Origin of the sequence: Shewanella hafniensis, assembly GCF_019655335.1 — a bacterium.
Classification (GTDB): domain Bacteria; phylum Pseudomonadota; class Gammaproteobacteria; order Enterobacterales; family Shewanellaceae; genus Shewanella; species Shewanella hafniensis.
The window spans coordinates 31,118-53,633 of sequence record NZ_BPFD01000002.1 but is presented as its reverse complement, the minus strand read 5'-3'; the positions used below and the strand labels follow the sequence as shown (position 1 = coordinate 53,633).

The 22,516-nt window shown below is 46.2% G+C and carries 17 protein-coding genes; 10 read left to right on the top strand and 7 right to left on the bottom strand.

The window, feature by feature from the left end:
* Positions 1-51: 51 nt before the first annotated feature.
* Positions 52-1,998 (top strand): monovalent cation:proton antiporter family protein, encoded by a 1,947-nt coding sequence (locus tag K5Q99_RS01105; protein ID WP_220775776.1) that lies wholly within the window; start codon positions 52-54, stop codon positions 1,996-1,998.
* 108 nt (positions 1,999-2,106) lie between these two features.
* On the opposite strand, the gene cspE is transcribed toward K5Q99_RS01105, so the two are convergent.
* A complete protein-coding gene (gene cspE, locus K5Q99_RS01100) occupies positions 2,107-2,316 on the bottom strand; it encodes a transcription antiterminator/RNA stability regulator CspE (protein ID WP_106650037.1) in 210 nt (69 codons plus the stop codon).
* A 568-nt stretch (positions 2,317-2,884) separates the two neighbouring features.
* Here cspE and K5Q99_RS01095 point away from each other — a divergent pair.
* The 8 genes from K5Q99_RS01095 (at position 2,885) to K5Q99_RS01060 (ending at position 14,059) form a co-directional block, all read left to right on the top strand.
* Positions 2,885-4,744, top strand: coding sequence for a DUF885 domain-containing protein (locus K5Q99_RS01095; RefSeq protein WP_246604357.1), 1,860 nt, complete (start codon positions 2,885-2,887; stop codon positions 4,742-4,744).
* Between the two features lie 269 nt (positions 4,745-5,013).
* Positions 5,014-8,235 carry a DEAD/DEAH box helicase gene (locus tag K5Q99_RS01090; RefSeq protein WP_220775774.1) on the top strand — a complete coding sequence of 1,074 codons (3,222 nt, stop codon included), beginning with the start codon at positions 5,014-5,016 and terminating at the stop codon, positions 8,233-8,235.
* A 50-nt stretch (positions 8,236-8,285) separates the two neighbouring features.
* Positions 8,286-9,050 carry a phosphatase gene (locus K5Q99_RS01085; protein ID WP_220775773.1) on the top strand — a complete coding sequence of 255 codons (765 nt, stop codon included), beginning with the start codon at positions 8,286-8,288 and terminating at the stop codon, positions 9,048-9,050.
* 39 nt (positions 9,051-9,089) lie between these two features.
* On the top strand, positions 9,090-10,247 hold the full coding sequence (locus K5Q99_RS01080; RefSeq protein ID WP_220775772.1) for an SDR family oxidoreductase: 1,158 nt from the start codon (positions 9,090-9,092) through the stop codon (positions 10,245-10,247).
* A 366-nt stretch (positions 10,248-10,613) separates the two neighbouring features.
* Entirely contained in the window at positions 10,614-11,420 is an 807-nt protein-coding gene (cysQ, locus tag K5Q99_RS01075; protein ID WP_220775771.1) for a 3'(2'),5'-bisphosphate nucleotidase CysQ, read from the top strand.
* Positions 11,421-11,481: 61 nt separating this feature from the next.
* Positions 11,482-12,399, top strand: coding sequence for a fructokinase (gene mak, locus K5Q99_RS01070; RefSeq protein WP_220775770.1), 918 nt, complete (start codon positions 11,482-11,484; stop codon positions 12,397-12,399).
* A 217-nt stretch (positions 12,400-12,616) separates the two neighbouring features.
* Positions 12,617-13,318, top strand: a complete 702-nt coding sequence (locus tag K5Q99_RS01065) for a YdcF family protein (RefSeq protein WP_220775824.1) — start codon at positions 12,617-12,619, stop codon at positions 13,316-13,318.
* A gap of 57 nt (positions 13,319-13,375) precedes the next feature.
* Entirely contained in the window at positions 13,376-14,059 is a 684-nt protein-coding gene (locus tag K5Q99_RS01060) for a DUF2982 domain-containing protein (protein WP_220775769.1), read from the top strand.
* A gap of 128 nt (positions 14,060-14,187) precedes the next feature.
* On the opposite strand, the gene K5Q99_RS01055 is transcribed toward K5Q99_RS01060, so the two are convergent.
* The 6 genes from K5Q99_RS01055 to galU form a co-directional block, all read right to left on the bottom strand.
* Positions 14,188-16,491, bottom strand: a complete 2,304-nt coding sequence (locus K5Q99_RS01055; protein ID WP_220775768.1) for an OmcA/MtrC family decaheme c-type cytochrome — start codon at positions 16,489-16,491, stop codon at positions 14,188-14,190.
* 506 nt (positions 16,492-16,997) lie between these two features.
* Entirely contained in the window at positions 16,998-17,972 is a 975-nt protein-coding gene (locus K5Q99_RS01050) for a LysR family transcriptional regulator (protein WP_220775767.1), read from the bottom strand.
* Positions 17,973-18,288: 316 nt separating this feature from the next.
* A complete protein-coding gene (locus K5Q99_RS01045; RefSeq protein ID WP_220775766.1) occupies positions 18,289-18,738 on the bottom strand; it encodes a bactofilin family protein in 450 nt (149 codons plus the stop codon).
* 111 nt (positions 18,739-18,849) lie between these two features.
* On the bottom strand, positions 18,850-19,332 hold the full coding sequence (gene napF / locus K5Q99_RS01040; RefSeq protein ID WP_107946976.1) for a ferredoxin-type protein NapF: 483 nt from the start codon (positions 19,330-19,332) through the stop codon (positions 18,850-18,852).
* Positions 19,333-19,427: 95 nt separating this feature from the next.
* On the bottom strand, positions 19,428-20,441 hold the full coding sequence (gene galE, locus K5Q99_RS01035) for a UDP-glucose 4-epimerase GalE (protein WP_106650048.1): 1,014 nt from the start codon (positions 20,439-20,441) through the stop codon (positions 19,428-19,430).
* On the bottom strand, positions 20,441-21,349 hold the full coding sequence (gene galU, locus K5Q99_RS01030; protein WP_220775765.1) for a UTP--glucose-1-phosphate uridylyltransferase GalU: 909 nt from the start codon (positions 21,347-21,349) through the stop codon (positions 20,441-20,443). Before galU ends, galE begins: the two co-directional genes overlap by 1 nt.
* Positions 21,350-21,672: 323 nt before the next feature.
* Here galU and phhA point away from each other — a divergent pair, with 323 nt between their 5' ends.
* The gene (phhA, locus tag K5Q99_RS01025) at positions 21,673-22,473 is read left to right on the top strand and encodes a phenylalanine 4-monooxygenase (RefSeq protein ID WP_220592490.1); all 801 of its coding nucleotides are present in this window, start codon (positions 21,673-21,675) and stop codon (positions 22,471-22,473) included.
* The last annotated feature ends 43 nt before the right edge of the window (positions 22,474-22,516 follow it).

Here is a 22,516-nt window from a genome sequence, read left to right as displayed (position 1 = left end):
CAGCGTTAGTTTTTTTGACACGTCAGCATTTTGACAGGAGTCATAGCCCCAATGGAACATAGCTTTTTAATCCAAGTACTACTTATGTTAGTGATTGCCATTGTGGCCATTGCTGTGCTGCGTCGTTTGGGGTTACCTGCAATTCTGGCTTATCTACTCACTGGTGTTGTGAGTGGACCAAGCGGTTTTCATTGGTTTACCCAGCATCAAATGCAATCCGTCGCCGAACTTGGGGTTGTGCTGCTGATGTTTACCTTAGGCTTGGAGTTCTCTGTGCCGCGGCTATGGGCCATGCGCCGGACTGTATTTGGCTTAGGCAGTGCGCAGATGGTGATCACGACCCTGTTGACCATGGGCGTGGCCCTATTATGTGGTCTTAACTGGGTAGAAGCCTTGGTTATCGGTGCCGCTATCGCTTTATCATCCACTGCCATAGTCCTTAAATTACTCAATGAACAGGGATGGCTGAGGCGCCGTCACGGTGAGCTCTCTGTCAGTGTTTTATTGTTCCAGGATTTAGCAGTTGTGCCGCTGTTGATCCTATTGCCATTACTGGCTAATGGTGGCGAACCTTTGATCGTTGCGGATATCGCCTTTGCTTTGTTGAAAGGTATTTTGGCCTTTTTCCTCTTAATGGCTTTCGGTAAATGGGCACTGCCGCGGATTTTTGACGAAGTTGCCCGCTCCCGCTCTAACGAACTGTTCGTATTATCAACGCTGGTGGTGGCCTTAGTCACTGGCGCGTTCACCCAATGGCTGGGATTATCCATGGCGCTGGGGGCATTTATGGCGGGTATGCTGCTGGGGGAAAGCCAGTACCGCCGCCAACTTGAGGCCGATATCCGGCCTTTTCGTGATCTATTGATGGGGCTGTTTTTCATCTCCATAGGCATGATGCTGGACTTTACCTTAGTGATGCGTTTCTGGTGGCAGATATTGCTGGTTTTAGTGGCGGTTGTGCTTGGTAAAGCGTTGATCATTCATGGCATTTTAAGACTAGTAGGCGAGCCTTTTCGAATTTCGATGAGTACGGCCATGAGCCTAGCCCAAGTGGGCGAGTTCAGTTTTGTGGTATTGGCTTTAGCGGTTAATTATCAACTTTTAGATAATGAAATCAGTACCATGTTGGTCATGGTCGCCGTGCTTTCCATGTCGCTCGCACCTTGGTTAGTTCGCCATAGCGTGGACATTGCTAAGTGGGTGTTGGGGATCCGGCAGGCAAAACACGTGGATGAAGTCGTACCACTTTTAATGGATGAGCAAGAGCTGGTGATGATTTTCGGTTATGGTCGAGTAGGGCAGACCATAGCGCGATTTTTGAAAACTGAAGCCGTACCTTATCTGGTGATGGATCTCGATCCGACTCGTGTTTCTGAGGCACGCCGTGCTGGCGAACCGATTTATTTTGGAGACGTGTGTAAACGGGCGATGTTAAAACAAATAGGCGTTAAGCAGGCCAAGATGATCGTCATCACTTTTTGTGAATCGCGCAGTTTAGAAGACGTCCTACCCTTATGTAAGTTATTGGCGCCAGAAGCTAAAATTTTAGTCAGAACTAAAGACGACAGTGATCTAGACTTGCTGAAAAAAGCGGGTGCCAATCAAGTGATCCCAGAATCTTTAGAAGGTAGCTTGATGCTAGTGTCACAGGTATTGCATCAATGCGGTGTGCCATTAGCGCGGATTTTAAAACGTTTAGAGTCAGAGCGGCGGAATCATTATCAATTTTTACATGGTTTTTTTTCCGGTACAGAAACCGACTTCACCTTAGAGTCATTGCATGCGGTGGCGTTACCGCGTGGCGCAGATGCGATTGGTAAAACCGTTGCCGATATTATGTGGGAAACCTTAAGAGTCGAGTTAAGGGCGATTCGTCGCAGTGGCGCCGAAGTGGAACATCCTGAGCAGGACTGGGTTTTTCGTGCAGGGGATATTTTACTGATAGTGGGTAAACCACGAAGACTTGAGAAAGCCGAGGCTAAACTCTTGCACGGCTAAAGCCAAAGACTGGCTTTTTAGATACGGTTGAATTGCAGATATAAAAATGCCGACATAGTGTCGGCATTTTTGTCTGGAACTTGTTAACTTAAATTAGACAAAGTCTAATTACAGAATAACTACGTTCGCAGCTTGAGGACCTTTTTGGCCTTGTTCGATATCAAAAGAAACCTTTTGACCTTCAGCAAGAGTTTTAAAGCCTTCTGAAACGATTGCGCGGAAATGAACGAATGCGTCAGCGCCACCATTGTCAGGAGAAATAAAACCGAAACCTTTATCTTCGTTAAACCATTTTACTAAACCAGTAGTTTTAGACATGAATGTCTCCAAAATTTTCAAACAAATAATTCGCAATTATGCGGTATGTTAGCCAGAAATAGAATTATTTACATTGATGATAAGTTATGAGTGGAAAGCTTCATGACAGCAAAAAATATTACAGGCGTAGCGAAGGATTTCAAATACATAATATTACTTATAAATAGGTCTGAATCACAGGCCGGAGTGCAGATTAACACACTCTAGGGGTTTGTATAGCTTTATTTTGAAATACCTTTCATCTATAGAGTGGGTTATAGAAAGATATTGTGGAAGTGATGCTTTATAACTGTTTATATTCAATTGGATACGGAGCTAGTTTGAAAGTTATCGAGCGTAAAAAATATTTTGTCTGTTTGTCGCGACTGAGTGACGACAGTTTGCCTATTAGGTGTCTGTGGAAGTTGAAAGGCGACCTGAATGCCAGAGACAGGATTCAGTCACGCTTAGTTACGTTATTAAATTGTTGCTTATTTGTGTTGGTGATATTCTCGTCAGCAAAATAACAGCGTGCTTGAGCTTTAGATTCAGTGCGAAAACTGTAGACCCAATATAATAAGAAGGGAGAATGATGTTGAAAACACTACTAAAACGGATTGGACTCGGCAGCTTAGTCTTAGTGCTGTTATTCGTGGCGCTGGCCGCCCATGAATGGTTTGCGAAAAAGCCGTTTTTCTTTCGCGCGTTTCTAGACAGAAGTGTGGTCAAGATGGCTTTCGAAAGCCCTGAAACCTTGACCTCATTGGGCTTCTTAGAATCGGTAGGGATTACAGGCCATAACGCCGAGTTGGATGACGATAGTCCTGAGGCGATGGATAAGACTTTCGCGCAAGTGCGAGATTTGCGTGAAACCTTGCTGAGCTATTCCGATGCGGATTTAGATGAAAATCAACGTATCTCCAAGGATATTGCCCTATATCTTGCCGATTTCGCGCTGGTTTCTGAGCCGTATCGTTACCATAACTATCCGCTTAATCAGTTGTTTGGTGTGCAAAACGGTTATCCCAGCTTTATGCAGGCGCAGCACCAAGTGCACTCGGTGGGCGATGCTGAAAACTATCTGTCGCGTTTACAAAAGGTGAAACTTAAGTTTGCGCAAACTCTCGAAGGCTTAAAAATCCGTGAAGCGAAAGGGATTATTCCGCCTAAGTTTGTGATTGAGCGGGTGCTCACCGAGATGAATGATTTTGTCGCGACGCCGATTCAAGACAATATTTTATATAGTTCATTTAAAACCAAATTGGCTGACACGGATATCAGTGCCGATGAACAAGCACGCTTATTGGCCGCCGCTGAAGCGGACATTAAAGGTTACGTGCATCCAGCGTATCAACTCTTTATTGATTATTTTTCCCAGTTACAAGCCAAAGCGGGGACGGACGATGGTTATTGGGCGCTGCCAAATGGCGACCTTGCCTATGAGCAATTGCTGAAGTTCTTTACGACCACCAACTACACAGCTGATGAAATCCATGCTAAAGGGCTGGCTGAGGTGGATCGCATTCAAAGTGAAATCATGACTATCTTAGCCGCTGAAGGTTACGATATAAGCCAAGGTTTCTCGGTCGCGATTGAAGCATTAGCCGCCGATCCTAAGTTTTACTACGAGGATAGCGATGCGGGTAGGGCGCAAATCCTCGTTGATTATCAAGCGATTCTTGATGAAGTGAATGCGGGACTCGGTGATGCCTTTCGTATTCGACCCGAAGCGGGCATGGAAGTGGTGCGTATTCCTGAATTTAAAGAGAAAACAGCACCGGGTGCCTATTATCAGCAGCCCGCGATTGACGGTAGTCGTCCAGGGCGTTTCTATGCCAATTTATATGATATCAAGGCCACGCCTAAATACGGTATGCGCACTTTAGCCTACCACGAGGGGATCCCTGGGCATCATTTCCAAATTGCGGTGGCGATGGAGTTAGAAGGTATGCCACTTATTCGTAAGATGGCGCCTTTTACGGCGTACATTGAAGGTTGGGCTTTATATAGCGAACGTTTGGCGTGGGAGCTCGGTTTTCAAAAGGATCCCTTTGATAATATTGGTCGTCTGCAGGCAGAGTTGTTCCGCGCTGTGCGTCTAGTGGTGGATACGGGTATTCATCATAGTCGTTGGACTCGCGAGCAAGCGATTGACTATATGAAGAAAAATACTGGCATGTCCGATCGCGATGTCACGGCTGAGATTGAGCGTTATATCGTTATGCCAGGTCAAGCGACGGCTTATAAAGTCGGCATGATGAAAATTCTCGAACTGCGTGAAAAAGCCAAGTTGGCCTTAGGTGATAAGTTCGATCTCAGGGATTTCCACGATGTAGTGCTGAAAAATGGTGCTGTGCCCTTGGATATCTTAGAAACACTGGTCGACCGCTACATTGCTGATAAAAATAGTACTGATGCAAAAAGTACTGAGGCTAAAGCAAAAGTTTAGCCCTTGGTTGCAACCGTTAACGTCTTGGGGGGGGATGCAAGGTTAACGCCTTATTTATTAATGTTTTTTGGCAATTTTAAATCCATGCCCTGCCTGCGAATAAGTCTGTTCTTTTATCTTGCAGGCAGGGTGAGTTTATCGATAGAGGTTATCATTCTGGCTTTCGGCCAAGGCTTTCAATACAATTCCACACAACTCATTGATAAATGTCGCTCGGCAATGGCTTGCTATTGTTAGGTATCGATATTTTTAAGTTTCAAGGTTTGTACATGAATCGCTTGTCCCCCCAAGAACCTATTCAATTGACTCGCACCACGATTGAGTCATTATTCACGCCGCCAACCTTAATGCGCGCCCGTGATTATGTGATGAAAGGACGGGTCTTGAGCGCCAAAGCGAATGCCGATTTTCGTCATATTGAAGGTCGCGTCATGGGGACGGAATCCCAGCCCTATCGGCAAGATATTCGCCTCGTCAGTGTGAACCATAAGTTGATCATGAACGGCTTCTGTTCATGCCCCGCCACTGGGCATTGCAAGCATATTGCCGCCGTGCTTTACAGTTTACTGAGTGATAGAACCGTTGAAGATCAACGTATTGCTCAATGGTTACATCTGCTAGACGAAAGTGATGATCTCACGGTTTCAAATGTCGATTTACTCTATGACGACCGCGTGCTGTACGTGTTATCCAAAGATGATAACGGCGTTTACCTTGAACTAAGAAAAGGTAAGCTGGCGAAGAAGGGCGGCTATAACAAAGGCTCTAAAATCGCGTTATCCGATGTGCAATACTACATGCCCGCTTGGATTAGCGCCGAAGACGTGCTCATCATCAATCTCATCATGTCGACTCGTCGTCACGGAGCCTCGCGTCTATATCTTAAAGCTCAGTTAGGTGCCATGGCGCTGGAAAAAATGCTTGTTACTGAACGGTGTTTTTGGGAAGAGAGTCGTTTACCGCTCACCCGAGGTGAACCGTTAAAGCCAGAATTCATTTGGCTGGATAAGGATGCCGAGCACAAGCAAATGCAGTTAACCTTGCCTAATAAGGACAATTGGGAGCTGATCCCCTGTGAGCCGCCGACTTATATCGATTTAGATTATTTTAAGATAGGCGCATTAGAGACAGAGATCAGCGTTGAAAAACTCTTATTACTCAGTCAGATGCCGCCAGTGCCTAGCTCACAAATTGAACTAGTGAGCCACAAACTGATTAAGCATTTTTCTGCGAAAACCGTACCTACGCCGGCTTCGATTGATTTTGTCGAGCTGCAAGTGCCGCTGCAAGTTTGGTTGACCTTAACCTCGCAGGAATTACCCGAGTTTGCTATGGCGCAGCCATTAGTGCTGCTGGAATTTGTTTATCAAGACGTGGTGCTTGGCGGCCAATATCCCGATGAGCCCTTGTCCTTAGTCACTCAGCAAGGCAAAACCTATCAAGTCGCGCGTCAACTGGATGCGGAAATGGATGCGATTAATCGTTTGATGGCATTGGAACTGGTGGAGCTGGCGCCATCTTTTATCCCGAATAGTGGCAGCTATGTCAGTATTTGGGGGTTAGGGCCACTGCCAGAAACCATTGATGCTTGGTTGCACTTTATTCAACAGGAAATCCCAGCGCTAGAGGCCTTGGGCTACCAAGTGCATTTTGCCGACCATTTCAGTTTGAATGTGATTGATACTCCATTGGCGATTGAACTGGATGATACCCAAGAGGGGTGGTTTTCTCTGTCACTGAATGCTGACATCGATGGTCAAATAGTGCCTATGCTGCCCTTAATTGCCACTTGGCTTAAGCAGTATGGTGAGCCCGCCGATGATGCAGAATTACTGCTGCCCAGCCCAAATGGCGATTGGTTTAAAGTCAAAGCTAGCGTGATTAAGCCGCTGATCAGCATTATTTTAGAGCTGTTTGACAGTCACAAAGGCAATAGCGTGTCTTTGCCTAAATACCGTGCCCACCTATTAAATGATTTTGCCGACAGTGATATTCGCCTGCTTAATGGTGAACGGGTGCGCAGTTTAGCAACTAAACTTGAAAACTTTAACGGCGTGTTAGAGGTTGCAGTCCCAGACAACTTAAAAGCTGAGTTACGTCAGTATCAACAGCAAGGGTTGAATTGGCTCTGTTTTTTAAAGGAATATCAGCTTGGCGGTATTTTGGCCGATGATATGGGGCTAGGGAAAACCATTCAAACCTTGGCCTTTTTACTCAAGCAGCAAGCGCTAAAACCCGTAGGGGCTAACCATGCTCCAAGCCTCATTATTTGCCCAACGAGCTTAGTGGGTAATTGGGCGAAAGAAGCCGCGAAATTTGCACCTTCGTTAAAGCTTGTCGTCATTCATGGCGCCTTGCGTAAGCCTTTGCTCGAGCGCTTAGGTGAGTTTGATATTGTGGTGACGACCTATCCGCTGATTGTGCGCGATAGTGACTATTACCAACGGCAAGTGTTTGAACATATCGTGCTCGATGAAGCGCAGCAGATTAAAAATGCGCAGGCGAAAGTGACTCAAGTGATTAAAGCTCTTAAAGCGCCGTTTAGATTGTGTCTGTCGGGTACGCCGCTTGAAAATCACTTAGGTGAACTTAAGTCCTTGATGGACTTTTGTTTGCCCGGACTACTCGGCACGAATGCCTTCTTTAACAAATCCTTTAGGCACAAAATTGAACGTTATGGCGATAGGGAACAAGCGCAAATCTTGAGTCAACGGATTGCGCCTTTTGTGCTGCGCCGAACCAAAGATGAAGTGGTCGGTGAATTACCCCCTAAAACCGAAATCTCCCAGAGCTTAGAGTTAGAAAAAGATCAGCGAAATCTCTACGAGAGTATTCGACTGGTGATGGAGAAAAAACTGCGGGATTTGTTTGCCTCTCAAGGTGTTGCTAGCAGCCGTATCGAGTTTCTCGATGCTTTACTTAAGCTACGCCAAGCCTGCTGCGATCCGCGCTTGGTGAAGTTAGAGCAAGCCCAAAAAGTGAAGAGTAATGCTAAGTTAGACTGGCTAAAACAGAACTTGCCCGAGATGGTGCAAGAGGGGCGTAAGATATTAATTTTCAGCCAGTTCACTAGCATGCTTAGCCTGATTGAAGCAGAGCTGGTGGACTTAGGGCTCGATTACAGTAAGCTCACTGGGCAAACTCGCCTGCGCCAAGCGCAGATAGATAAGTTCCAAGAGGGCGATACGCCTGTGTTCTTAATCAGTTTAAAAGCCGGCGGCACTGGGCTTAATCTCACCGCGGCGGATACTGTGATCCACTATGATCCTTGGTGGAATCCAGCGGCGGAAAAGCAGGCAACGGACAGAGCACATCGTATCGGCCAAGATAAGCCCGTGTTTGTCTATAAGCTGATTGCCGAAGGCACAGTAGAAGAAAAAATCCAAGAAATGCAGCAGCATAAGCAAAGCCTAGCGGACAGTATTCTCGAAGGTAAAGGCAAGGGCACATGGCAAGGAAGCGCCGATGAATTGTTATCGCTCTTTAGCTAAATCGTGGCCAATTTTTCTAAATTGATTGAATCATTTGACTGAGGTGAACCATGCAGTACCAAGTCGACACTCATACCCATACTGTGGCTTCGAGCCATGCTTATAGCACGATTCATGACTACTTAGCGGTGGCAAAGCAGAAGGGGATTCGCCTATTTGCCACCACAGATCATGGGCCTGCGATGGCCGATGCGCCGCATTTTTGGCACTTTGTGAATTTAAGAGTGTTGCCGCGTATGGTTGATGGCGTCGGGATTTTGCGTGGTATCGAAGCCAATATTAAAAATATCGACGGCGAGATTGATTTCTTTGGTGATTATTTAAAGCAGCTCGATATTGTGCTCGCGGGATTCCATGAACCGGTTTATCCGCCATCGGATAAGGCAACCCACACAGAGGCCATGATTAATGCGATTAAGAGTGGCAAGGTCGATGTCATTACTCATCCGGGAAACCCCGCCTATCCGATTGATATTGAAGCCGTTGCCCGCGCCGCTGCCGAATACGGTGTAGCGCTTGAAATTAACAATTCCTCCTTTGAAGTATCCCGTAAGGGTAGCGAAGCCAATTGCACTGCGATTGCTAAAGCGGCCAAGGAATTTGGCACTATTTTAGTTATGGGCTCTGATTCCCATGTGGCTTTCAGCTTGGGCGGTTTTGCGCGGGCGCAAGCGATCATCGATGAAGTGGCTTATCCGCCATCGCGCTTACTCAATCGCAGTCCTTCTGCACTCTTGGCCTTTCTAGCCGCCCGTGGCCATGAAACCGTTGCTGATTTGATCCCCTTATTTAGCGACGATGAGCCATGCTGTTGATCCGTGATGAAAGACGATGAGCCATGCTGTTGATCCGTGATGAAAATAGTGGCAACTAAAGTGACGCCACTTCAATGCGGGGCGGCAAGAGCCACTGACGCTAACACTCCTCAAGTGGTGTTAATCACGGGCGCTAAGAGTCAGCTCGCAGAGGCCTTGCTGAGAGTCGCTGCCGATATTGTCGAGCTAGCCCTAAATAGCAGCACAAGTGCAAACACGAGCGCAAACACAGTCGCGCCACTGAAGCTTTATGCGCTAAATCGCAGTCAGTTAAACATTACCGATGCCGCCAATATTGCTGCCGTATTTGCTCATTATCGACCCAGTTGGGTGATCAATTGCGCGGCCTATAATGCGGTCGACGCTGCTGAGCATGATGCTATTGAAGCGAATCGGGTGAATGCACTCGGCCCTGAGTTATTGGCGCAGCAATGTTTACTGTCGGGCGCCCGCTTGCTGCATGTGTCGAGCGATTATGTGTTTGGTGGTCATGCTGTTTGCGGTATTGCCCATGCAACTGAACGTGCTGTAAGTGATGCTAGAGAAGCTGACTTTGAACAGCATCAAAACCCTGACTTAGCTCCAAATTCAAATCCAAACCATTTACCAAGGCCATTTGTTGAACTCGATGCTCCCGAGCCGTTGTCTGCTTACGGCAAGAGTAAGTTGCTCGGTGAGCAGAAGGTATTGGCGGTCTTGGGTGAGCGGGCAACGATTGTTCGCACCTCATGGCTTTACGGTCAAAATGGGCATAATTTTGTCAAAACCATGCTCAACTTGATGCGTACTCAGCCAAGCTTGCAGGTGATAGTCGATCAAATCGGCTGCCCAACATGGAGTGATGCACTCGCTAAGGTGATTTGGCAATTAGTCATGCAGCAGCGCTCGGGCGTATTCCATTACAGCGCTCAAGGCCAATGCAGTTGGTATGAATTTGCCTGTGAAATCCAGCGACAAGCCCTAGCGCTTAATTTGTTAAGTCAACCTGTGGTCATCCAGCCAATTACCAGTCCTGATTACGCTAAACAGGCATTAAACCGCGGCGTGAGTTTGGCAAAAAGGCCGAGTTATAGCGTGTTGAACAGTGGTAAATTACGCTCCACTTTGGTGGCCCATAATGCACTGTCGATGCCTGAACAAATCGAGTGGCAAGATTGGTGTCAGCAACTGAATCGCATGTTGCGGCGGTTATCTTGACGATATTGAGTGTGACTCACATTTTGCTTTAGGCAATTTTAATCAGGCGTTAAGCGTTTACGTTATCCAGCGTTTAATGCTGTCGAAAACCATAAGCCCGCCAATAATCAGATTTAAGCGACATATGTAGACTATCAATATGAAAACATAGGCTGTGAATACGAATGCAGCTGGACTCAAGCCCCTTCTCAGCGCCGATGGCTTGCCTTAGTATCGTAATCACTTTGTTAATCTGTGGTTTTGTGTGCCGTGGTTTAGGCCGCGAGTCTTAGTCTATTTTGCTTGATGTATGATGAATTTGTTCTAAATTCCCCTTGGATGACAATGGCATAATGCCAAGATATTTAATGCATTAAGGAAGTTTCAGTGACAAACAAGACGACAATAGCACAGACATTGACCAAACAAGATCTATTGCAAGTGGTCGCGATTGCCAAAGCGGCGGGCGATGCCATTATGACGGTTTATGGTCAAGATGACTTTTCGGTGAGCCACAAGGGTGACGATAGCCCCGTGACGGCCGCCGATTTAGCCGCGCACCACATGATAGTGGCGGCATTGGCGCAGCAGTTTGTCGGTATTCCTATTATGTCTGAGGAAGCGGCGGATATTGCGTGGGACGTGCGTCGTCAATGGCAAACCTATTGGTTGATTGATCCTTTAGATGGCACTAAGGAGTTTATTAAGCGCAATGGCGAGTTTACCGTCAATATTGCGCTTATTCATCAAGGGGTTGCTATCGCAGGTGTGGTTTATGCGCCTGTGCTCGATACCTATTATTACGGCGCTAAGCATTTAGGTGCATGGCGTCAACAAGCGGGTCAAGAGAGCCCCTTATTGGGCGCCAATACGCCACGCGAAATGCCGATGATTGTTGGCAGTCGCTCGCACTTGAGCCCAGGTTTAGCGCAATATTTACAACAGTTTGGCGAGCATGACATCTTAAGCGTGGGTAGCTCGCTTAAGTTTTGTATGTTGGCAGAAGGCAGTGCCGATCTGTACCCCAGACTGGGACCAACTAGCGAGTGGGATACCGCAGCGGCGCAAGCTGTACTCGAAAGTGCAGGCGGCACAGTTGTCTGTTATGAGTCAGGTGAACCATTAACTTATAATCAAAAACCTGACATTTTAAACCCTTATTTTATTGCCACAGCCCCAGGCTGGGTGAAATAACAACCGCCTAGCATCGATATTCGTTGATGAAAGGGCGGGCTAAACACTGGAGTAGTAATTCATGATGCGCATGGGCGTCGATTTAGGCGGAACAAAAATAGAATTAGTCGCACTGAGTGATGAAGGTAATGAGCTATTTCGCAAACGTGTGACGACGCCACGTGACTATCAGGGCACGCTTGCTGCGGTTGTCAATTTAGTTAAGGAAGCAGAAGCGACTCTTGGCGAGCAAGGCACTGTCGGCGTGGGTATTCCAGGTGTGGTATCGCCCTATTCAGGTTTAGTCAAAAATGCTAACTCGACGTGGATCAATGGTCATCCCCTCGATGTGGATTTAGGGGAATTGTTGCAGCGTGAAGTGCGGGTTGCCAATGATGCCAACTGCTTTGCGGTATCTGAGGCGGTCGATGGTGCTGCCGCTGGTGCATCTGTGGTGTTTGGCGTGATTATTGGTACTGGTTGTGGCGCGGGTGTGGCAATTAACGGCAAAGTTCATGGCGGTGGTAATGGTATCGGCGGTGAATGGGGTCATAATCCTTTGCCTTGGATGACCAAGGAAGAGTTCAATACCACCCGATGTTTCTGTGGCAATCCCGATTGTATCGAGACCTTTATCTCCGGCACTGGCTTTGTGCGTGATTATAATGCGGCTTTGACGGCTGCAGGTACAGTGCGTACTGCTGCCAAATCAGGTGCTGATATTATGTTGTTAGTCGATGAAGGTAACGCTATTGCGGTGGCTGCGTTTGATCGTTATATGGATAGGCTCGCTCGTTCACTCGCCCATGTGATCAATATGCTCGATCCCGATGCCATAGTGCTGGGCGGCGGAATGTCGAATGTCGCGGCGATTTACCCAAGATTACCGGCATTGCTGGCCCATTATGTGGTGGGGCGTGAGTGTCATACGCCTGTGGTGCAGAATCTATACGGTTGTTCATCGGGAGTGCGCGGTGCCGCTTGGTTGTGGGAAAAGTAATCTTCGCTTGGATATCTGTACTCATCTAGTGAGCTTATTCGGCTTTGAGATCAATCCTTAATGGCTTATACGTTTTATAAACATTAGCCCAGCAAAACGCTGGGCTAATGTTATCTGCTGTGCGTTTCGCCGTATTTTGATGCTATGATTGCGCTCCTTTGGGTTGCTTGGCATGGACATCATGTTTTGGGTTAAGAAAGTTGTTTCACAAGGGATAATGCCGATTCCCTTTATCCTATTGTTATTATTGATTTCTTTTCTGGTATGGCGCCGTCGGAGCATGGCGAAATACTTAGTATCCTGCGCTTTTTTTCTCTTACTCTTTTTAAGCAGTCAACTGAGTGTAAATACCTTAGTGCGGCCATTAGAAGCGGCTTACCCTATTAATTCTACGCCCATCGCTGGCGCTTGTTTTGTGATGGTATTAGGTTCGGCACACTCGGATATTCAAGGCGCGACTGCGGTGCAATCCTTATCTGCAGTAGCGCTTGCAAGACTGAGTGAAGGCGTCAGGCAGCTTCATTTAGGCCAAGAATGTAAATTGATTGTCAGCGGTTGGGGCGGCGAACTCACGCAGGTTTCCCATGCTGAAATGATGGCGAATGCCGCAGTTGAACTGGGCGTTGATAAACGTCGGATCATTCAATTCCCTTTAGCGCGAGATACGATAGAAGAAGCGCAATACTTGAAGTGGGAGTTAGGGGAGGAGCCCTTTCGCTTAGTCACATCGGCCACTCATATGCCACGGGCGATGGCTATCTTCACCGCTAAAGGTTTACATCCTGAAGCCGCACCAACGGATTTTATTGGGAGAGATGATTTTTGGTGGCGTTTGACGGCGGATAATCTAGTGGCTTCTCAGCGGGCGATTCACGAATACATTGGCCGTTTGTGGTTATGGATAAAGGCCGTAAGTTAAAGATGTGGTTTGCTAAGTTCGGTCTAAAGAGAGTGAGTGTTAACAGGAAGATGAACAATGACAATTGAGTCAGAAAGTGTGTCTGTGCGTCCTTTATCAAAACGAAATGGGTTAACCTTAACTTGGCTAGGCGGCTTAAGTCTGCTGCTGGGTTTTGGGCTGTTTCTGACATGGTCGGCCTTGTTTGCTGTTGGTTTGATGTTTTTTAGTTTGGGCGCGATTTCATTAATTCTCGGTTTAGCCAAGGTGTATGAGCCGGAAACGACTCTAGCACTAGATGACAAGGGGCTGACCTATTTTCATCGCCGCGGCAAAGTGTCTATCGATTGGGATAATATTCAAAGGGTCGATATCCCGCGGGTGACTAATGGGTTAGATACCATAGAGTTATCTTATTTAGGTATTAAGTTAAAACACTTAAATCCTATTTTGGACAATATTTCCCTGCGTTTAGCGACAGGCTTATTAACCGAGCAGCGGCCTTTATTGGTGACTGCAGCCTCGCAAGATGCGGACTTAGCGACTTTAGAAATTTATCTCGGCGCAGAGTTTGGTCCTTTGGTGATAGAAGGGGATCGTTATCGCGGTGTATTGGCGATGTTTGGGCATCGCTGCGTGATGTTAGACACGCGTTTAGGTTATCACTTGTATATTCCCCACGACAGTTTGGACAGAGAAGCTAAGGACTTTATTAAGCTGCTTAGACAACGTATTGCACAAGCCAGTCGCTTAGCGGATTAAGTTTTTATCGCAGTTATTAATACGGATTGGTGAAGATAATCGGCAATAAAAAAGGGGACCCTAAGGGTCCCCAATGAGTTGCAGAGATGAAGTTTGGGTTGTGCAGGGGCAACCCAAAGGTACTAGTACTAGTGTGCTACCTCTGCGTGTACCTTATCTACGCCGTAGGTTTTTCCTTCAGCATGACAGGTCGCGCAAGATTCTACTGGTAAGTTAGGATCTGTCATTGCGTCAGCTTCAACCACAGCACCGTTACTTCTAAAGTGAGCGACAGCCGCTGCATCAGAGTGAGCGTGACAGCTACGGCATGATTCAGCTACTGGGCTAATGTAGTAAGCACCTACTTTGATTGAGCGTTTGCCTGAAGTTAAACCGCCGTCAGTTGCAAACAGTTTGGCATTGTCTTTATGACAAGCCGCACAATCTGTTTCAACAGCAGGATAACCGAACAAACCACCTTTCGCATCGCGGAAGATACCTTCTACTACACCGAAGTTACCGCTGTGGAAACGGTGAGCAACTGTGAATAGGTCTTTGTTATTGAAGGTCACTTCAGGATTAACAACTAACTTACCATCATCGCCTTTATAGCCAGTTGCACCGTGGCCAGAAGCGCCTGTGGTGTCGTTATGGCAGTGCATACATTGGTCGAAGGTGTAAGCGCCGTGTCTAGAACCTTTTGCATAATCTAAGGTGCCATGACAAGCATTACACTTAGTTTCTGCGACTGTGATACGAGTAGGATCAGCCATACGGGCTTTAGTGACTGCGTTACCATCAGGGCTATAGAATTTCACTGCAGCTTCGTTACCGATAGGGCTAGTTGGACCAAACTCTAAGCTTGGAGTATTACAGCTAACCACTTTACCCGCTTTAGCACAGAAGTTGGCTTCTGAACCTACGTAGAGAGTGCCCACAGCTTGCGCATCTGGGATATCTTTAACGATAGTTAACACGCCACCAGCAAGCGTACCGTTTTCCAGTTTCAGGCTGATTGCTGCAGGTTTAACATCTCTCCAAGAGTACACAGTACCGTCAGAGGCCACATTACCGATCAATAGACCGTTAGCGACAAACATCGCTGTTGGGTTAGTGGTCGCGTTGTAGGCTTTTAACGATGTACCATCAGCAATTGGCGCACCATTTAAGGTGACATTGGCTGTTAAGGTTAAGGTTTTCATGCCTAGAGTAGCCGATGGAACTGTTGTAGCACTGGTGAAGTCAACTTTGAACAGAGAAGCATACTCTGCACGTTTACCGACACTATGCACCACCGCAGGCGACAAGTTACCTGTGCCGTGGCAAGAACTACATTGAGTATCATCTGCTTGAGCTAAGGCAAATTCAGAGTGGTTTTCACTGGTCGCAAAGTTGACTGTCATATGGCAGCCTACACAAGCTTGGGCGTAAATAGTGTTATAGCTAGGTTGGTCTGTAGTATGACAGGTCGTACATTCTTTCAGATCAGATGGGAAGCCAATTTCACTCCATTCTTTAGCGGTATTATTGCTCGTATCGAAGTTTGCTGCGTTTTCTGCGCCAGAGTGGATCCTGTGGATCATAGGTGCAAAGTCAAATATTAAACCTGCGGCTAGATCTGCATCACTTGGGATTTGATCTGGGTTATGGCAGGTCACACAATTTTTAACGCCTTGGTAGTTATGGTGGGCTGAAATATTGGCGATATGGCCATCTGCTTCACCGTGACACTTTTCACAAGCTGCGCTACTGACGGTATCTTTACCTGATGATGCAAGTTCATCAGTGGCAGGGATAAAGTCAACGGGTACAGATAAAATCTTGTCAGATAAGGCTACGCCTGCACTGTCTGTGACGTTGTAAGCGCGTAGAAATATTCTGTGTACCGCATTTGGATTATCATTGGGATTAATGATTGGCGCTGCGCCATCATGTGCCCAAGTTGCAGTATAAGTGCCTGGTGTTGTTGTATCTTCGGTTAAAGTACACGCGTTTTTAGTACCGTTTAGACCATTTAGAGTACAAGTCAGCGAAGTACCTGCGGCGTTCGCCATGGCATTGTTTTGCCATTGAACGGGCGCGCCAGTACCTGAGGTATTTTCATTTGCTGTTAAGGAATAAATTGCAATTTTATCGAGTCCTGTAAAAGGAACATCTTTATTTGCATTTTTTCCCGTCATAGTAAATTTAACGCTAAAGCCTTCGCTGCTGGTTACTTTAATGTCCGCTGGACTTAAAGTGAAAGCCAGATCAGTAATAGATTGAGCAGTCGTTGCGAAGGATCCCGCAGGGGTTCCCGGAGTACCTGGTGTTCCGGGAGTGCCTGGTGTTCCGGGTGTACCTGGTGTGCCAGGTGCCCCATCTTGACCATCGCTTCCGTCCCCGCAGGCGGTAAGACTTAAGGTACTGACGAGAGCCAGTGCCAGTAGAGATTTATTGTAGTTTTTCATCATCGCGTCCCTTTTTCTTTCTATAAGACTGCGTGTGCAGTGCCTCTAATATAGGAGGATTCACCTACTTATAAAGTGGTATTTGCAAGTTTGTATCTGATATGTGAACGATGATTTAACACCCGTAGATGGAAATTCTAAAATTTGCATTTTGATATTTTAAATAATGAAATTTAGCCGGAAAGCCATGATGAACATCACAATTTTTATTTTTCAACTTGGGCTTCAGCCATGAATTCATTTTCAGTTAAGCAAAATGCTTGAGGTTAAGATGGCCTAAATCTCAGTGATGGAATGGACGTTGAGATCATCAAAGCACAGGGGAAAAGAGGCGGTAATGTAATCTGAGGATAAGTATTGTTAAGAGATAACATACCAATGAAATTTTGATGTTTTAAACTTCGGCATCTCTCTATTTAAACCCCGTTTAACATCGAATCATCGCAATGGTATAAACAAGGTTTAGTGAATGTTATGTCCACGAGCTTGGCGGAGCTGATTGTCTCGCGTTAGCGGGCGCGATCGAGTGCGGCAAGTAAGGAACGCACGACAAGCGCGCTTTGACTCTGACTGTAACGTCGATGAATTGCTGGTTTTTCAATAAGATAATATTGCGGCGCCATCATAGAATCGTGAAGTCTGTTGAGTTCTTTATCATTTAAGCGTGCTAAGTGTAATCCGGGCATATGTTTTACTGTGTGCATATCAATGCTGGAACAGAAAGCCACGCTCTTCATGGTGAGTAAATGGGCGTACCATTCCTCTCGGTCGATAACTTTCTCCACCGCAGGCAGTAAGATACCTTTGCGTTGGCAAAACAATTCTAAGGGGTCAATTTTACTGTTAAAGCCTTTAACTTCTATAAATAGAAATGGATGGCGACAAATTTGCTCTAAGCTAATGTCAGTTTCAATTTGCCACAGAGGATGTTGTTTGGCCGCCACTATGTAGACACCATTGATCGTGCCAAGTTTGGTGTAACTTAATTCTTTATTTTCAGCGCTTTCTAAGGTGATGCCAAAATCCAGTGCACCTGCGTGAATTAACTCTGCGCTATTTTCCTGCCATTTATGTAAACGTATTTGTCCTAATGCTTGGGCGACTTCAGGCGTGCTTAATTGCGGCGCTAAAAAGCTCAATAGCCCATTACAGGCGGCGATATGTAGTGGTAAATCGGCATTGATGGCTGCATTTTGTATCTGAGTTGCAGATTGTTCGAGGTGGTAAACTGATTCAGTAAACTGGCAAATCGCCACATACAGGCTTTCTGCTAAAGGAGTGGGTTTTAGTCCCTGTTGTCGGCGATAGAAGAGTTCATCGTTAAAGGTCAGGCGTAATGCGTTGAGACAACGGCTGATTTTCGGTGCAGAAACATCCAACGCTTTGGCGGCACTGTTCGCGTGCCCAGTGTCGAAAATACTTTTAAATACCAGTAAGGTAAAAACATCGAGTTCACATATTTGTTTGAGTAATACGTTGCTCATTTTGTATGTTGCCCTATATGAGTCTTAACTATTTTTTGCGGGGTTATTAGGGGCATTCTGTGGCCCTGACTCTGCTCCTTGCTATCCCCCTAACATCGCTATTAGCCGTGAGATTAACAGCAGTCGTGCGGATTAACTGTGATCACTCTCGGCAAAATAACAATTATTTAACTATTGTAAAGGGTGCTATTTCGCAGGCAGTTATTTGGCTGGTAAGGGTTTTGAGTCGGGGTATTAAAAAAATCGAGCAAATAATGCGTTAAAAATACAAGCTCGCCTAAGTGGGTGAGCTTGCGAGCATCATTTATTCGCTGTTTTAGCGAGATTCTATAACATCGTTTTGTACGTGCGATAAGTTACCATTGGCTGTTACAGGGGAGTGGCCAATTGCATGGGAGTAAATGGTTGGTGCATCTTCTTTAATCCGCATGCCAATAAACTGGCCGCCCTCAAAAATTTGCATTGAAGTGCTCGCCACTTCGCCATCGACAACACCATTATGCTGGATCACTAAGCGTTCACAAATGAGTCTGCCTTTGAAGTGTCCGTTCACGACAAACTCATGGCACTTGACTTCGCCTTGAATCGTACCGCCCTGTTCTATAGTGATATTAGCCTCAGAAAGCAGTTGACCTTGGATATCACCGCCAACAAGCACATCGCCCGTTAATTCAATATTCCCCGTGAGTTTAGTGCCTCGAGAAATAAAACTAAAAGAGGGACTTTTTTTAGGGGGGAAGAACAGTTTTTTTACAAACATCATCATAAATTAACTTAATTCGAGAAGGGATTAACAGAGTTCAATAGAGGCGCGATACTAGCGTAAAATCGATGATATGCACAGCTCTGTATGGGTTAATGTGATGGCTTTGCTGCATTAAGTCGGTCGGGTTATTTCAATAGCCTTGCTAGGGCAGGGAGCCACACAGGCGCCGCATCCGGTACAAAGTTCAAGGTCTATTTGCGGACGTGGAGCTTGACCAATATTGAACTCAAAACTGATGGCTCTAGGCTCACAGGCATCCTTACAACTTTGACACCAGATCCCTTGAAAGGTTAAACAGCTTTCTTGAATATGGGCTTGATACGACCAAGGTATTTGGGCTAAATCGAAGATATTCTCAGGGCAAGCCTTAGCGCACAGTGTACAAAAAGTACACTCATTGTCCTTAAAGGACACTTCAGGAAATCCACCATCGCCTTTGATGATGATCTGCGTTTCACACACCTCAATACAGGCTGAACAGCGCGTGCACACATCGGTGAACTCGATATCATCGCGCACCCAAGGTGGCCTTAAGGCATTATCTTTACGACGGCGAAAGAGGTTACGACGACTGTGATTAATACTTTGAGTCATGTTGCTCCTCGAACGGTTAGTTATTTAAAGTGATGGGTATATTCACAGTGATAAAGAAAAATGGCTTGGGATATTTCCACAAGCCATTCAATTTGTTAGCCGTTGTAACCATTGGGATTGGTCGATTGCCAATGCCAGCTACTGTTGGCCATATCTTCTAGCGTATGTGTTGCTTGCCAGCCAAGATCTTCCCTTGCGTGGGTGGGATCGGCGTAGCAGGCGGCAATATCACCCGGACGACGTGGCGCAATTTGGTAGGCAATGGTGTTACCACAGGCTCTTTCAAAGGCATGAACCATGTCTAAAACACTATATCCTTGGCCTGTGCCTAAGTTATAGGTGACCAGACCCGGTTTAGTGGCCAATTTTGCCAGTGCTTTTAAATGGCCATTGGCTAAATCCACCACATGGATATAGTCACGCACGCCAGTTCCATCATGAGTCGGATAATCATCACCAAACACACTTAAGGCGGCACGTTTACCCACAGCAACCTGCGCAATAAAGGGCATTAAGTTGTTAGGGATATCATTAGGATCTTCGCCGATTAAGCCACTGGCATGGGCGCCAACCGGATTAAAATAACGCAGACGAGCGATATTCCAGCTCGGATCGGCATTGTGTACATCTGCCAGTATATGTTCAACCATCAATTTAGATTGGCCATAGGGATTGGTCGCCCCAGTGGGGAAGTCTTCGGTTATAGGTAAACTTGCAGGATCGCCATACACAGTAGCCGATGAGCTGAAAACGAGATTTTTCACTTTAAACTCCGCCATAACTTGGCAGAGGATAAGAGTTCCTGTGACGTTATTCTCATAATACTTAAGGGGTTTAGCGACGGATTCACCCACTGCTTTTAATCCCGCAAAGTGAATAACGGAATCAATAGCATGATCGTTAAACACTTTCTGCAATAACGCTTTATTGAGAATATCGCCTTGATAGAAAGTAACCGATTTACCAGTGATCCGCTCGACTCGGTTTAAGGCTTCTATGCTTGAATTAGACAAGTTGTCCAATACAATCACATCATTACCAGCATTGAGCAGTTCTACTACTGTGTGGGTGCCAATATAGCCAGCACCACCGGTCACTAAAATCGTCATTACTTCATCCCTTTTACAACGGTTTTTAAATAGTGCGCAAAATCTTCACCGATTTCGCTGTGGCGCAGGGCGTATTCAACGTTCGCGCGCATATACCCTTGTTTGTTACCACAGTCGTGACTCTTACCTTCCATGTAGTAAGCATTTACGGTTTCTTGTTTCATTAACATAGCGATTGCATCGGTTAATTGAATTTCATCGCCCGCGCCTGCAGGGGTTTTAGCCAGTAACGGCCAAATGCTGGCAGGTAACACATAACGGCCTACAACGGCTAAGTTAGATGGTGCTTCATCCACGGCTGGCTTCTCAACCAGTTCGACTAATGGTTCTGATTCTCCAGGTTGTAAATCATGGCCATTCACATCAGCAATACCATATTGGTTAACGACATTGTGTGGCACGCCTTCAACCATGATTTGCCCCACTTGGGTTTCATCAAACAGGGTAACCATAGCGGCTAAGTTATCGCGGCGCAGATCACAGCTGGCTTCATCGATGATCACATCAGGCGGCAATACTGCAAATGGTGCATCGCCGACGACAGATTTTGCACACAAAATGGCGTGGCCTAATCCTTTCGCCTGAGATTGACGCACGCTAATGATAGTCACGTCTTTAGGACAGATAGATTGCACGGCTTCGAGTAACTGACGTTTAACACGGCGCTCGAGTTGGGCTTCTAATTCGAAACTGGTATCGAAGTGGTTTTCGATAGAGTTTTTACTGGCGTGGGTCACTAAGACAATTTCTTTGATCCCAGCGGCGATAGCTTCACTGACCACGTATTGGATCAATGGCTTATCGACAACAGGTAACATTTCCTTTGGAATCGCTTTGGTCGCTGGAAGCATACGAGTGCCTAGGCCTGCGACGGGAATAACGGCTTTACGAATTTGATGTTGTTTCATTGCGAACCTTTTAGGTCAAGGAGATGCGATTAATGGCCAATATTGTAAATGACCTACACAGAAAAGCTATTTACAAACACTAAAAAATTGAGGAAATCTAAGTATTTTAACGGCAAATTCGGGCATAAGTTTTAGCAAAGGTAGCACAGTGGATCTAATCCAGCACCCATGGCGTGCAGCAACAGGGTGATTTTAATGACCTTGTAATATTTGCTTTACGTTTACGTCACAGTGGCGGCACAAGAATAAAGTGTGAGGGAGTTAACAAATTTAAAGCCTTAGATCACTATGGAGCCATGAGTGTTAGCCACCGAGTGAAGATTATGACGAAAGGAACAGAGTACATCGCTCGCAGAGCCGATGACACTGGGTTTATCCATTACCCACAAGAAGAACACGATATTTGGCGTCAGCTTTACGCCCGTCAAGCTGTTAATCTCCCTGGTCGTGCCTGCAAGGAATATCTGCAAGGGCTCGATGCCTTAGGGATGCCAAAGGATCGCATTCCGCAACTTGCCGAAATTGATGCGGTATTACAAGCGACCACTGGTTGGAAAACGGCGGCGGTCCCTGCGCTGATATCCTTCGGCCGTTTTTTCGAACTGCTGGCAAATAAAGAGTTTCCAGTGGCCACTTTTATTCGCCGTAAGGAAGAGTTTGATTACTTGCAAGAGCCAGATATCTTCCACGAGATTTTTGGTCACTGCCCTTTGCTCACCAACCCTTCATTTGCCAATTTCTCTCACATGTATGGGCAGTTAGGTTTACATGCCAGCAAAGAGGAAAGGGTATTTTTAGCGCGTTTGTACTGGTTTACGGTTGAGTTTGGTTTACTACAGCCAAAAGATGGTCCCTTATGTATTTATGGCGGCGGCATTTTAAGCTCACCCGGTGAAACCTTGTATGCAATGGAAAGTGACGCGCCAGAACGTCAACCTTTTGATTTATTGAATGTGCTGCGAACCCCATATCGCATCGACATTATGCAGCCGATTTATTATGTGATTGAGCACATTGATATGCTGGATGAAATTGCCAAGATGGACATTATGGCTTATGTCACTAAGGCGCGTCAGTTAGGTTTATTTGCCCCTAAGTTTCCGCCAAAAGCTAAGGCGAGTTAAGTCACGATTCGGTTGATGAGTTGACTCGTTATTTGGCTGGCAT